Genomic DNA, 13,102 nt, shown 5'->3' on the forward strand with positions numbered 1-13,102 from the left:
AATACTTAATCAGGGTTAATTCTCATCAAAGGTTGACCATATTCTACAGGTTCTCCGTTTTGGACAAGAATTTCCATAACTTGTCCTGATATTTCGGCTTCAATCTCGTTCATTAGCTTCATTGCTTCAATGATACACACCGTTTGTCCTTGACGGACGCGATCGCCTACTTCCACAAATGGTGCTTCGCTTGGTGCAGGTGCGCGATAAAAAGTTCCCACCATTGGAGAGGAAACTTCGACTAATCTTTTATCAATTGTTGAAGGTGCATTGACAGACAATTGCACGCCAGCACCTGCCGCCGCATTATCCATAACACGTTCTGTAGAAAGCGTTGGAGTCGCAACTGTTGTCACTGCTGCACCAACCACACCACTGACAGCAGCTTGACTCATCGGTACAGCATGATTGCTAATGCTCACAGCTTTACGTACCGTTAGCTCAAAGTCATCACTTTTGAGTGTTAGTTCTGCAATATCTGTTTGTGCAATAGTTACCAGCAGTTGTCGGATTTCATTAAAGTCCAATGGCACAGCTTTTATTACCTCAACCTGTCCGTAAATTAAGAATTTTCAGTGAGGGCAGGGATTTAATCCCTGTAGAGGGATTTAAATCGGAATTAGCTCTGATTCAGAGATAATTTATTCCCTGCCTAAATATTTATCTTCACGAGTATCAATGCGAATCCGTTCTCCTTGAGAAATAAACAAGGGAACCATAACAGTTGCACCAGTTTCTAATTTTGCTGGTTTAGTGCCACCTGTCGCCGTATCACCTTTGAGTCCAGGGTCAGTTTCGGTGATTTCCAAAACTACAGCATTGGGTAGTTCCACTTCTAATACTTGCTCACCCCAACGAATCACATTGACTTCCATACCTTCCTTGAGATACTTGACGCGATCGCCAATTTGCGTAGCACTGAGTCGTCCTTCTTCGTAGGTTTCCATATCCATAAAGACAAACTCATCGCCTTCTTTATAGGTATGCTGCATCGTGATTTTTTCTAGAGTCGCTTGCGGCACAGTTTCCCCAGCCCGGAAAGTTTTTTCTAGCACTTTTCCGCTTTGAACGTTTTTCAGGGTTGTCCTGACAAACGCAGAACCTTTACCGGGTTTAACGTGGAGGAAATCTATCACTCGCCATACAGACCCATCTAGTACAATTGATACACCGGGTCGAAAATCGTTACTGGAAATCATGAAGCTTTCAAATTTTGGAAGACAATCGGCATTAATTGTACCCTTCAAGCGGAGTAATTGGTTAATTAGTCAACTGAAGTATGTAGACGCTTTTAGCGGCTTGCCGCAGGCTAGTCTGTTCGCCCCTGGCGTTCCCGCAGGGTAGTTAGAAGTCTGAAACGGTATCACCCATAAAGCAAAAAGTTTAGCCAGTCAATGATGTGCAGTTTTCCCGCCATAGAACTTGTCAAAACAGGGATGGGTCAAAAGGCAGGAGGATTAAATTTTACACCTCACACTTCATACTTCACAGTTCACACTTCATACTTTCTCAGCACTCCTACTGTGGGAAGATTATTGATGGGTTATGCCCAGTCAACAATATTCATGCTGCATTTGAGCCATACTCATGCTTAAAATCATAAAATCCTGGCTAAAGTCCAGCCTAGTAACAATACTGTTAGTAACAATATTTTTAGGCATAAATACATCTGGCTGGACTTCTTCCAGTTATGCCGCATTGCCATCTGGCAATGCAATTACCGACGGCAAAGCTTTGTTGCGCTATGCACTCCCAATTAATAATGAACCAGTACGGCAACTACAAGCCAGTCTAGAAGATATCTCTAACCAGTTGCGGGCTAATCGGCGCTGGGGTGCTATCTCCAAAGACCTCAGTAAAGCTTCTAGGGTTCTTGATAAGCCTGCACAAATCCTAGCAAGTGTTCCTGAAGAACGCCAATCCCAAGCAGATGCCTGGATTACTGAGTTAAAATCTGGCGTGGCTAAACTGCAAGAGTTGGTTAAAACCAAAGACAAAGAACAAATTCTGCAAGATAGAAACAAATTGCTGAATTTGGTTTCTCTGTTGGAAGAATCAATGGTGAAGGAATTTCCCTTTGAAGTTCCTGAGGAGTACAGCAACCTACCCCAACTTAAAGGTCGTTCTACCATTGAATTTAAAACCAGTAAAGGTGACTTAACTGTTGTTGTGGATGGCTACAGCGCCCCTGTCACAGCTGGTAACTTCGTGGATTTGGTGCAAAGGGGTTTTTATAACGGTTTAGAATTTACCCGTTCTGAAGAATCTTATGTCTTGCAAACTGGAGATCCGACCGGAAAAGAACAGGGTTTTATTGACCCCAAAACAGGTCAATATCGCGCTATTCCTCTAGAAATTCTCGTAGAGGGGGATAAAAAACCAACCTACGGCATTACCTTAGAAGATGCGGGTCGTTATCTTGATATGCCCGTGTTACCTTTCTCATCCTTTGGCGCGTTGGCTATGGCTCGTCCTGAAAGCCAAGTGAATGGCGGTTCTTCTCAAGTCTTCTTTTTCTTGTTTGAACCAGAACTCACCCCAGCCGGACGTAACTTGCTAGATGGACGTTATTCGGTTTTCGGTTATGTCACCGAAGGCAAGGATGTTTTGGATAAACTGAAGGCTGGTGACAAAATTGAATCAGCTACGGTGGTTCAGGGAATAGAAAATTTAGTTGAACCGTAAATGAAGTATGAAGTGTGAAGTATGAAGTGTGAAAAAGAAATTTCATCCTTTATGCTTCAGCCTTCTTTTTTCAAATATTTCCGGCGGCAAAAACTTGATGAGGAGCGATCGCTAATTCTGGAAAAGTCCGCGATACAATTTTTGGGTTGGTAGTAAACACTGTACTAAAAGAAAGTTTTTTCTTCTCCCTTCACACCCCACACCCTAGTTTTGGTCACTCTATCTAAATAGATTATTCTGCAAACACTTTAGAGTAAAATTAATCCTTTAGATAGAGGAGGGTAAAGCCCATGACTCGTGTCATCATTGTGCGTCACGGTCAAAGTAGCTACAATACTGAGCGGCGTATTCAAGGACGCACCGATGCGTCAACATTGACGGAAAAAGGTCGTAAAGATGCTAGTAAAGTAGGCAAAGCCCTCAGTAATATTTCATTTAATGCGATTTATACCAGTCCTCTGCGACGCGCCAAACTCACAGCCGAGATTATTCAAAGCGAGTTAGCCAATGTTCAAGAGTCTGCTACTGTCCAAACTTCCGATAAGTTATTAGAAATTGACCTACCTTTGTGGGAAGCAATGCTCACTACTGAGGTTGAGCAAAAATTTGCCGAGGATTACCGTATTTGGCATGAACGCCCTCACGAATTAGCGATGCTCGTTAGCAATGCGGAGGGAACAAGAGAACATTTTCCTGTCTTGGCTTTGTACGAACAAGCGCGACAATTTTGGCAAGCAATTTTGCCGCAACATCAAGGCAAAACCATTCTGATACTTGGACATAACGGCATTAATCGCGCTTTGATTAGCACAGCATTGGGTATTCCTCCCAGTCGTTACCATTCCATACAGCAATCTAACTGTGGTGTTACGGTGTTGAATTTTGCTGGAGGATTGGATGAAGCAGTCCAACTAGAATCGATGAATCAGACGCAACACATGGGGGAAACTTTACCATCATTGCGTCCCAGCCATCAGGGAGTGCGATTGTTGTTGGTGCGTCACGGCGAAACAGAATGGAATCGCCAAACTAGATTTCAAGGACAAATTGACGTTCCCCTTAATGATAATGGGAGAAATCAAGCCCAAAAAGCCGGGGAATTTCTCAAAGATGTAGCAATTGACTTTGCTGTGAGTAGTTCAATGCTGCGTCCAAAAGAAACAGCAGAGATTATATTGCGTCAGCATCCCAGCATTAACTTAGAACTACAAGATGGTTTAAGAGAAATTAGTCATGGACTTTGGGAAGGAAAATTAGAAACAGAAATTGACCAAGAATTTCCTGGAGAATTGCACCGTTGGCGGACAACACCCGCTGAAGTACAAATGCCTGAAGGGGAAAATTTACAACAGGTTTGGGAACGTAGTGTTGTAGCTTGGCAATCGATTGTGCAAACAGCATTAGACAATCAACTTAAAACTGGATTAGTGGTGGCTCACGACGCGACTAATAAAACCTTGCTTTGTCATATTCTGGGTTTACCTACGGAAAACTTCTGGAATTTTCGTCAAGGTAATGGTGCAGTTAGCGTTATTGACTACCCCAACGGACTCGGTGGTTTCCCTGTATTACAAGCAATGAATATCACGGCTCATTTAGGTGCTGGTTTATTAGATAAAACCGCAGCTGGAGCATTATAAAACAGAGTGAATAGTAAGAAGTGAGGAACTAAGCTAGGAGTGAACAGTGAAGAGTAGATCACTTATAACTTTCAACTAGTACAGCGCGGCGGAAATAAACAACCCATTTCAAATCAATGAAACGTTCACGCTGTATTTCTTTTGACTTTTGAACGCCAGTTGCTTTAAGTCGGGTAACCCGCCCAACGCACTGGCTCCTTTTGACTTCCGCCTTGCGGTACTAGTAACTCCTAACTTGTAATTTTTATGACTGAACTTTTACAACAAGTACGGATAATTGATCCAGTTTCGGGAATTGACCAAATAGCAGATGTCTTAATTGCTGATGGTAAGATTCAAGCTGTCGCTCCACAGATTTCTGATATTGGTGGCGATGCTAAAGTTAGAGATTGTCGGGGATTAATTCTGGGGAATGGATTAGTAGATTTATATAGCCACTCTGGCGAACCTGGGTTTGAAGAACGGGAAACTTTGTCGTCTCTGTTGCAAGCTGCTGCTGCTGGCGGCTTTACCAGAATTGGTATTTTACCTGATACATCTCCATCTATTGATCATCCTGCACTTGTAGCACAGTTGCAGAAGATGCAGGAACAAGGAACAACTTCTTTCCCTGCACCCCTGCTTAACATCTGGGGTGCGATTACGTTGGATGTGGCTGGAAAGCAGATAACAGAATTAGCTGATTTAGCAGCTGCGGGGGTTGTCGGTTTTACTGATAGTCATCCGTTAGATAATTTTGGTTTGGTGCGGCGAGTGTTGGAATATGTTCAGCCGTTGGGTAAACCTATGGCTTTTTGGCCTTGCGATCGCCAGTTGTCATCCAATGGTATGATGCGCGAAGGCGTGGATGCGCTACGTTTTGGTTTACCACCTATCCCCGCCAGTGCCGAAACAACTGCGATCGCTGCTCTGCTAGAATTAGTTGCGACTACAGGTAATCCCCAAGTTCATATTATGCGTGTTTCCACAGCCCGCAGTGTGGAATTAATTGCTTCAGCTAAAGCTGCTGGTTTACCCATCACCGCCAGCACGACTTGGATGCACTTATTATTAGATACCACAGCCATTAAAAGTTACGATACCAGCTTGCATTTAGACCCGCCTTTAGGCAATCCCAGCGATTTAAAGGCTTTGCGTGCAGGAGTACGCACAGGTGTAATTGATGCGATCGCGATCGACCACGCACCCTATACTTATGAAGAAAAAGTCCAAGCCTTTGCTGAAGCACCATCCGGCGCAATTGGTTTGGAGTTAGCCTTGTCTTTACTGTGGCAAAATCTTGTCGTAACCGAAGAATTTACAGCTTTAGAATTATGGCAAGCATTGAGTAGCAATCCAGCGAAATGTTTGGGACAGAAATTGAATACATTGACTCCCAATCAAAAAGCTGAATTAACGTTATTTGATCCTACACAAACCTGGAAAGTTGAAAGGAAAAATCTGCATACACTTTCAAGTAATACACCTTGGCTAGGAAAGGAATTACAAGGTCGTGTTTTGAAAACTTGGTGTTAGATATATGGTTTAGAATATCTTGACTGAGTACTATTTGATTTGACTCTCAACGAATCAAAATAAGTATACCAGTTAAAATCAAGCCAGTTCCCAATATCACTTGCAGCGTGAGGGGTTCCTTGAGAAAAAATACCGAAAAAATCAGCACCAAAACCAAACTCGATTTGTCCAAAGGTGCGACTAAAGAAGCTTTTCCGGCTTGTAAAGCCCGAAAGTAAAATAACCAAGATAAACCAGTTGATAACCCAGAGAAAACAAGAAACAGTAGGGTTTTTGGACTAATCGTCAGTATTGCATCTAGTTGTCCTTTAGCGACAACCCAACCCCAAATCATGATTAGAATCACTACCGTGCGGATTGCGGTTGCTAAATTGGGATTAATAGCTTCGACTCCAATCTTGGCAAATATAGTCGTCAAGGATGCAAAAAATGCCGATAACAGGGCATAAGATATACTATTCACTTCGTTATCTAGCATTTCGTATCCTTGACGCAGAAATATTTATTGAGAAATAATATCACTATTTACTGTACAAACTACTTTGATCAGTATTAGCATCCATACAGAAACTTATGCTAAGGCTAGAAAGCAGACAAAACAAGCATTCTAGTAATCCTTAAACGTTGCCTAGTTTGTATCATTTTCGGTAAAGTCAAGCAACTTTTGAACGAAAGAAGATTTTCTTGCAACTTATCCAGAAGGTGCTAGATAGGTTGTCTTTTAGGCAAAGTTTGTCAAGTGCATAAGTTTCTGTATGATTGCTACGAGAACGCCTTAAACGCGCTCTACTGTACCTTGATTTGGCAACTCAAAGGACACAGTTTCTACAATTGGGGCGTTAGGATCGGATACAGTCGGCCCAGTTGCTGGAGATTGAGCCAGTAGTCGATAATCATTGCGCCAGCGCTGATGATTGAGGTCACAAACAACATAACCGCGCTGCCTACCATTAAAATACTTGACCCAGGGACTTTCTGGTAAAGCAGCCTCGATGCGATCGCTTGCACCAAAGCTTGAGCTAATAGATGTGCCGACGAATTCAGTAGCGACTGTCGCAGAGTTAGGGTCATTAAAATCAGCCTTCAGGTCGCTTACCCAACTGGAGTGTGTGTCACCAGAAATTACAACTGGGTTGGTTGGCTGACGTTGAGCAATGAAGTTGAGAATACGACTGCGAGAAGCTACATAGCCATCCCAAGCATCAATATTGAAGGCACTGTCAGGGCCAGCCGTCCAGTCATACTGGGTAAACACAAGCTGTTGAGCCAGAACATTCCAGCGTGCTTGCGATCGCTCTAGATTGTTGAATAACCACTGCTCTTGTTCAGTACCAACCAGAGTTGCGTTTTCATCAAAAGCTTCTGCACAACGCGCTCTAATTCCGTCATTACAAGGTTGGTTGGTACGATATTGGCGAGTATCGAGAACATTAAATTCAACCAAGTTACCAAAGTTTAAGCGTCGATACAATTGCAAATCAATGCCTTTGGGTCTGGAAAACTCTCGCAGTGGCATGTGTTCGTAGTATGCCTGGAAAGCAGCCGCACGACGAGCTAGAAAAACTTCTGGTGATTGTCTATCTGGGTCTTGAGGAATTTCATCTGCCCAGTTATTGTCAACTTCGTGGTCATCCCAAGTCACTACCCAAGGAAATGCTGCATGGGCTGCTTGCAAACTGGTGTCAGTTTTGTACTGAGCATGGCGGTTGCGATACTGTTCCAGTGTGAATGGCTCCCCAGTACCTTCATGTCTTCGGAGTACATTTGGTGAATTTGACGGCGCTCCCTCATAGATGTAGTCACCAAGATGAACCACCAGGTCTAAATCTTCTTGAGCCAGATTTTGATAGGCAGCATAGAATCCTTGCTGCCAGTTTTGACAAGAAGCGAAGGCAAAACGAAAGCGATTGACATAAGCGTTGGAGTCAGGAGCAGTGCGTGTCCGCCCAATAGGACTGACTTGATCACCTACTCTGAAGCGATACCAGTACCAACGAGCAGGTTGTAATCCTTGCACTTCCACATGTACAGAGTGTCCAAATTCAGGAGTAGCCATCTGTACGCCACTGCGGACAACTTGTCGCATATTTTCGTCAGTTGCAATTTGCCACAGCACTGGAACGTTATATTGTGGCATCCCACCTCCATTGAGCGGATCGGGAGCTAGACGTGTCCACAACACTACACTATCTGGCCATGGTTCACCGGAAGCGACACCTAAGCTAAAAAGATAATTGGAGAATCTAGATTGGGCAAGAACTTTATTAGACCATTGATTGGCGATCGCGAAACCAGTTAAGCTTCCAGCCCCAATCAAAACTTGTCGCCGTCTCAATCGGCTTGATAGCAGGCGATCAAAATTTGGTATCTGCATACACCCTTCTTGTAAAGTCGCACTTAAACAACTGCAACTCTAGCAGAAGAATTTTATTATTTCTTTACAATTAGATTAAGCCTTGATTATTTCTCTAGGTTCGTTACTCCGGTTGAAGCTGTTGAATTTAGTTAAAGTCGAGTAGTAGAGAGTTAATCATAAAGCAGAAAAATTGGCTTTCCACGGCAATTTAATGAGGACTTAGATTAAAAATGTTACTACATTTGAGTACTTGGCAAGAAGTTGAAGCGTATCTACAGCAATCTCAGGGGATAATTCTCCCGATTGGTTCTACAGAACAACACGGGCCGACGGGGTTAATTGGTACTGATGCGATTTGTGCAGAAGCGATCGCGCGTGGTGTGGGTGAATCAACTGGGGCGATCGTCGGCCCTACAATCAATGTGGGGATGGCATTGCATCACATCGCCTTTCCCGGCACAATTAGTCTGCGCCCTAGCACTTTAATTCAAGTAGTGCGAGACTACGTAACTAGTTTAGTCAAAGCTGGTTTTAGCAAGTTCTACTTTATCAACGGCCACGGCGGTAATATTGCTACTCTCAAAGCCGCTTTCTCAGAAACTTACGCTTACCTAGAAGATTTACAAATTTCCCATGCTCATCAAGTGCAATGTCATATAGCCAACTGGTTTATGTGCAAATCTGTATACGAGTTAGCTAAAGAATTATACGGCGATCAAGAAGGATCTCATGCTACCCCCAGTGAAGTAGCCGTCACTCAATATGTTTATCCAGAAGCAATTAAGCAAGCACCCCTTTCACCAGAAGTTGCACGTGGACACAACATTTACAGTGCAGCTAACTTTCGCACCCGTTACCCAGATGGCCGTATGGGTTCAAATCCCGCTTTAGCAACACCAGAACACGGTAAGCAATTCTATGACTTAGCGGTGAAAGAACTCAGTAATGGATATTTGCAATTTCTGAACGCAGATTAATATCTTCTTCAGTGAAAGACTAATTATTAATGTAAGTTCAATGAACCTCTCCTCAACCCCTCTCCGAGGCGGAGCTACCGTGTACACACAAGTCTTTTAAAGTTGCTACGCCAATAGGGTGGGTTAATTTTTACAAGTCAATATATTAACAGTATTAACATTGCAGAGCGATGAATTAATATTGCGAGTCTAGGCATTAACATTGCAATGCGATGAATTAATATTGTGAGTCTAGGCATTAACATTGCAAGGCGATGAATTAATATTGTGAGTTTAGGCATTAACATTGCAATGCGATGAATTAATATTGCAAGTCTAAGCATTAACATTGCTGACAAAAAAGCTTGTGTGTACACCTACCTCGCAGGAGAGAGTTCAAAACTGTACCTCACTCAACCGAGAACTGCTATAAAACTTCTTTAGAGACGTTATTGTATAACGTCTCTAAATTTATCTGGTTTCAATATTCATTCACAAGATAAAATACTCATCTACCCGTTGCTTACTGTCCTTTGCTCTAAAACTATGACCAATTTTTTCCGCGCCAATGTTGATGCAATGGCCAGCTACATTCCTGGTGAGCAGCCAAAACGCGGTACTCAAGTTATTAAACTTAACAGTAACGAAAATGCCTACCCTCCCTCACCAACTGCTTTAGCAGCACTACAAAATATTGACGGTGATTGGTTGCGGCGCTATCCCGAACCCTTTGGTGGTGAGTTTCGCCAAGCAGCAAGTCAGGTTTTAGGAGTGTCTAGTGATTGGATTATAGTTGGCAATGGCAGTGATGAAATTTTAAATGTGGTCATGCGAGCCTGTACGGAACCAGGACGAAAGGTAGTTTATCCCACACCAACTTACGTGCTGTACCGTACACTTACAGAGATGCAAGCAGCTGATATTGTCGAGATTCCTTACACAGAAGATTACCAATTACCTGTAACAGAATTAATTGCTGCCAATGGTGCTGTAACATTTATTGCTTCACCTAACAGTCCTTCTGGTCATGTTGTACCCATTGAAGATTTAGAAAAACTAGCCAGTCAGTTATCTGGGGTTTTAGTTGTTGATGAAGCATACGTAGATTTTGCCGAAGCAGATGCCTTGGCTTTGGTAAAAGAATATGAGAATGTGATGATTATTCGCACCTTGTCTAAAGGTTACTCATTAGCAGGTTTGCGTTTGGGTTTTGGTGTAGCGAATCCCAAACTGTTGCAGGGATTATTTAAGGTTAAGGATAGTTATAACATTGATGCGATCGCCTGTGCAGTGGCGACAGCCGCCATCACTGACCAAACTTATAAAAATGCTTGTGTAGCTAAAATTAAAGCGTCACGAATTCAACTAACAAGAGATTTAAAACAATTAGGTTTCTGTGTTTGGGATTCTCAGACGAATTTTTTGCTAGTTCAACCACCCCAAGGAAACGCCGAATATCTCTATCAAAAACTCAAAGAACAACAAATTCTCATCCGCTACTTCCCCCATCCAGGATTATTAGATAAACTCCGCATTACTATTGGCACAGATGAGCAAAATCAAGTTTTAATAGATGCGATAAAAGTATTAATTTTAGAAAGAATTTAGACCAATTTGTAATTCGTAATTAAAAAATTCAACCAGTAGCGACTTTTAAAACAGTTTCTACATCTGTCGTAGGGTGTATTACAATACGCCCCTACTATAAATCAGTACGGTTCAGTTAAGAATAAGTGTAGGTTGGGTTGAACGAAGTGAAACCCAACAAATGCCCGAAAATGTTGGGTTACCCTACGGGAAGCAAGCTACGTTCCTCAACCCAACCTACGCCTACGCCTGTCTAAAGATTAAAAATAGTGTAATTGTCAGCACTCAGCACTTTGCTCAATAAATCATCTGGGGATGAATCAATTTGTATCCCGCATCTTTTATTTTTTGATTAGATACTGTGGCATTATATGGGCGATTGTTCTTGAGAGAATCATCCCATTGCACTTTGGGTAAATTGTGTTTGGTAAACAAAGTATCTAACAATTCTCGACTGCTTAGATGTGCATCATCAACTAAATTATAAATACCTTGTAGGCGTTGTTGACGGGCAAACTCGATCGCTCCCACAATATCATCTAAATGAATCCAATTAGTGACATCATCGCCATGACCGGGACGGGTTGTACCAGACACACGACTAAATATTTTAATCAGTTCTCGATTAGTTCCGTAAATACCACCCAAACGCAAGATGCAAACTTGCAATTTCTCGCTGGCGGCTGAGAGTAAAACTTTTTCTGTCTCTCTGAGAATTACTCCCTGAGGATGGTTAGGTTCAACTGGTGTATCTTCATTTACCGTAGCACCATTGCGATCGCCGTAAACAGAATAACTACCTGTGTAGATAATTTGTTTGATATTGGGTACTTGCGGCAAAATCGCAACTAAAGTTTTGGCAGTTTCTAAATAAGTTTCTTCATAAAAATTTGCACTTTTTGCACCCACACTCAGCAACACCACATCTTGATTTTGCAAAACTGATTGGAGTGTTTCAGGATCGTTTCCTTTAGTGACTATGATTTTTTGCGCTACAGTTTGTAGTTCTTGGATACGTTCAGGGGTAGTTGTGGTAGCAGTAACAACAAAAGTCATTTTTTGCTGCCAATATTTAGCCACTGCATAACCAACATAACCACAACCAATGATAGCAATATTCATTAATTTTTAAAGTCAACAGTCTATAGTTAATATTATCTGAATTTTTCCAATACGCAGATCATGAAAGTTAGATATTATGTATTGAATTGACACGACTAAAATGAGGTAATAAGTTAGTTAGATAAAATTAACCGTAGATGGATGCAGATTAATAATCCACCAATTTAGCTGTGTCAATCTACTACAACTGCATATTTCTGCTAACTCGGACATATTTATCTCTGAGTCTACAAAAAAACTGGCTGACTATACCCATACTATCTACTCAAATCTTTTTATACTTTTAACAAATACAAGTGGAGGCAATGTCATGATGTATACTCGACTGATAGTTCATACGGTTGGCTCTGCTGCTGTAGCTTTAGGTGTGCTGGGAATGAGTTATTTGTCTTCAGCACAGGCAAATTGTATCCAAACTACAAATAGTCTCAGCAGTGCTGCTCAAAAAATTGTTACAAGTTGTCAGTCACAACCAAGCCGTCAACTGCTAATTGCTGAGAGTAGAATTAACTTTACTGATATTAGAGGTGTCTACGGCGAAGCAGAAATTAGACAACTAGCCGAATTAGGAGTCTTAGAAACCACATCCAGTCAGTTTCAACCTCAAGCACCCATTACTCGTGGTCAGTTCGTGGCTTGGCTAGTCAAGACTTACAATGAATTGCATCAGGAACCAATTCGTTTGCCGCAAAATGCCAGATTAGCTTTTCCTGATGTATCTTCTTCTCATCCTCACTTCTCTTTGATTCAAGCCGCTCATCAAGCAGGTTTCCTGGCTGGGTTTGATGATGGTAACTTTAGACCAGATGACATTTTGACACGAGAACAGATGATTGCTCTCAAAAGCAACTTCGATTCTAATCCTCAACTAAGAAATTATCCTAACGCTCTGCGTGACTACCGTAACTTTATTGGCAAGACAAAAGGCTTTACTGATGAAGCTCAAATTAGCGACAGATATGTTCCTTTCATTGCCTTTGATTTAGGTAATGCTGCTAGTGGTAAAAACTTTGCGCGAGTTTATGGACGTACCCGCATCTATGCACCTAAAAAAGCTGCAACACGAGCGGAAGCATCTGTACTTTTGTCTCGGTTCCGTAAGGGTGGAACAGTAGAACAGGCTTTAAGAAGAAGAAACCGATAAGATTTTATAATAAGTACCTTGGTGCTGACATAGTTGATAGAACTGTTCGTCTGTGAGATGAACAGTGTTTAGGTTTAATGCCAAAGGAGTGATAGCC

13 protein-coding genes are annotated in these 13,102 nt (G+C 42.1%); 8 read left to right on the forward strand and 5 right to left on the reverse strand.

Annotated elements, in window-relative coordinates:
- Positions 1-5: 5 nt before the first annotated feature.
- Both accB and efp read right to left on the reverse strand, forming a co-directional pair.
- Positions 6-533, reverse strand: coding sequence for an acetyl-CoA carboxylase biotin carboxyl carrier protein (accB, locus tag IQ259_RS00500; protein WP_193879230.1), 528 nt, complete (start codon positions 531-533; stop codon positions 6-8).
- A gap of 108 nt (positions 534-641) precedes the next feature.
- Positions 642-1,199 carry an elongation factor P gene (efp, locus tag IQ259_RS00505; RefSeq protein WP_193879233.1) on the reverse strand — a complete coding sequence of 186 codons (558 nt, stop codon included), beginning with the start codon at positions 1,197-1,199 and terminating at the stop codon, positions 642-644.
- On the opposite strand from efp, the gene IQ259_RS00510 reads away from it, so the two are divergent.
- The 4 genes from IQ259_RS00510 to IQ259_RS00525 all read left to right on the forward strand — a co-directional run bounded on the left by IQ259_RS00510 (position 1,198) and on the right by IQ259_RS00525 (position 5,840).
- Positions 1,198-1,344: a hypothetical protein gene (locus IQ259_RS00510; protein WP_193879236.1), complete on the forward strand. Its 147-nt coding sequence runs from the start codon at positions 1,198-1,200 to the stop codon at positions 1,342-1,344. The two genes, efp and IQ259_RS00510, sit on opposite strands and share 2 nt — an antisense overlap.
- A 243-nt stretch (positions 1,345-1,587) precedes the next feature.
- Positions 1,588-2,685: a peptidylprolyl isomerase gene (locus IQ259_RS00515; protein WP_193879239.1), complete on the forward strand. Its 1,098-nt coding sequence runs from the start codon at positions 1,588-1,590 to the stop codon at positions 2,683-2,685.
- Between the two features lie 290 nt (positions 2,686-2,975).
- A complete protein-coding gene (locus IQ259_RS00520) occupies positions 2,976-4,325 on the forward strand; it encodes a histidine phosphatase family protein (RefSeq protein ID WP_193879242.1) in 1,350 nt (449 codons plus the stop codon).
- 246 nt (positions 4,326-4,571) lie between these two features.
- Positions 4,572-5,840, forward strand: a complete 1,269-nt coding sequence (locus IQ259_RS00525) for a dihydroorotase (RefSeq protein ID WP_193879245.1) — start codon at positions 4,572-4,574, stop codon at positions 5,838-5,840.
- 46 nt (positions 5,841-5,886) lie between these two features.
- On the opposite strand, the gene IQ259_RS00530 is transcribed toward IQ259_RS00525, so the two are convergent.
- Positions 5,887-6,318, reverse strand: coding sequence for an EamA family transporter (locus tag IQ259_RS00530; protein ID WP_193879248.1), 432 nt, complete (start codon positions 6,316-6,318; stop codon positions 5,887-5,889).
- Positions 6,319-6,615: 297 nt separating this feature from the next.
- A complete protein-coding gene (locus tag IQ259_RS00535) occupies positions 6,616-8,214 on the reverse strand; it encodes an alkaline phosphatase (protein ID WP_193879251.1) in 1,599 nt (532 codons plus the stop codon).
- Positions 8,215-8,426: 212 nt separating this feature from the next.
- On the opposite strand from IQ259_RS00535, the gene IQ259_RS00540 reads away from it, so the two are divergent.
- The 3 genes from IQ259_RS00540 (at position 8,427) to IQ259_RS27475 (ending at position 11,043) form a co-directional block, all read left to right on the forward strand.
- The gene (locus IQ259_RS00540) at positions 8,427-9,173 is read left to right on the forward strand and encodes a creatininase family protein (protein WP_193879253.1); all 747 of its coding nucleotides are present in this window, start codon (positions 8,427-8,429) and stop codon (positions 9,171-9,173) included.
- Positions 9,174-9,698: 525 nt separating this feature from the next.
- Positions 9,699-10,760, forward strand: a complete 1,062-nt coding sequence (hisC, locus tag IQ259_RS00545) for a histidinol-phosphate transaminase (RefSeq protein WP_193879256.1) — start codon at positions 9,699-9,701, stop codon at positions 10,758-10,760.
- Positions 10,761-10,920: 160 nt separating this feature from the next.
- On the forward strand, positions 10,921-11,043 hold the full coding sequence (locus IQ259_RS27475) for a hypothetical protein (protein ID WP_255525215.1): 123 nt from the start codon (positions 10,921-10,923) through the stop codon (positions 11,041-11,043).
- Here IQ259_RS27475 and IQ259_RS00550 read toward each other — a convergent pair.
- The gene (locus tag IQ259_RS00550) at positions 11,037-11,861 is read right to left on the reverse strand and encodes an NAD-dependent epimerase/dehydratase family protein (protein ID WP_193879259.1); all 825 of its coding nucleotides are present in this window, start codon (positions 11,859-11,861) and stop codon (positions 11,037-11,039) included. The genes IQ259_RS27475 and IQ259_RS00550 overlap by 7 nt on opposite strands.
- 310 nt (positions 11,862-12,171) lie before the next feature.
- Here IQ259_RS00550 and IQ259_RS00555 point away from each other — a divergent pair, with 310 nt between their 5' ends.
- The gene (locus tag IQ259_RS00555; protein ID WP_193879263.1) at positions 12,172-13,005 is read left to right on the forward strand and encodes an S-layer homology domain-containing protein; all 834 of its coding nucleotides are present in this window, start codon (positions 12,172-12,174) and stop codon (positions 13,003-13,005) included.
- Positions 13,006-13,102 lie beyond the last annotated feature (97 nt).

This window comes from Fortiea sp. LEGE XX443 (genome assembly GCF_015206815.1).
In the GTDB taxonomy this organism is placed as follows: Bacteria; Cyanobacteriota; Cyanobacteriia; order Cyanobacteriales; family Nostocaceae; genus Nostoc_B.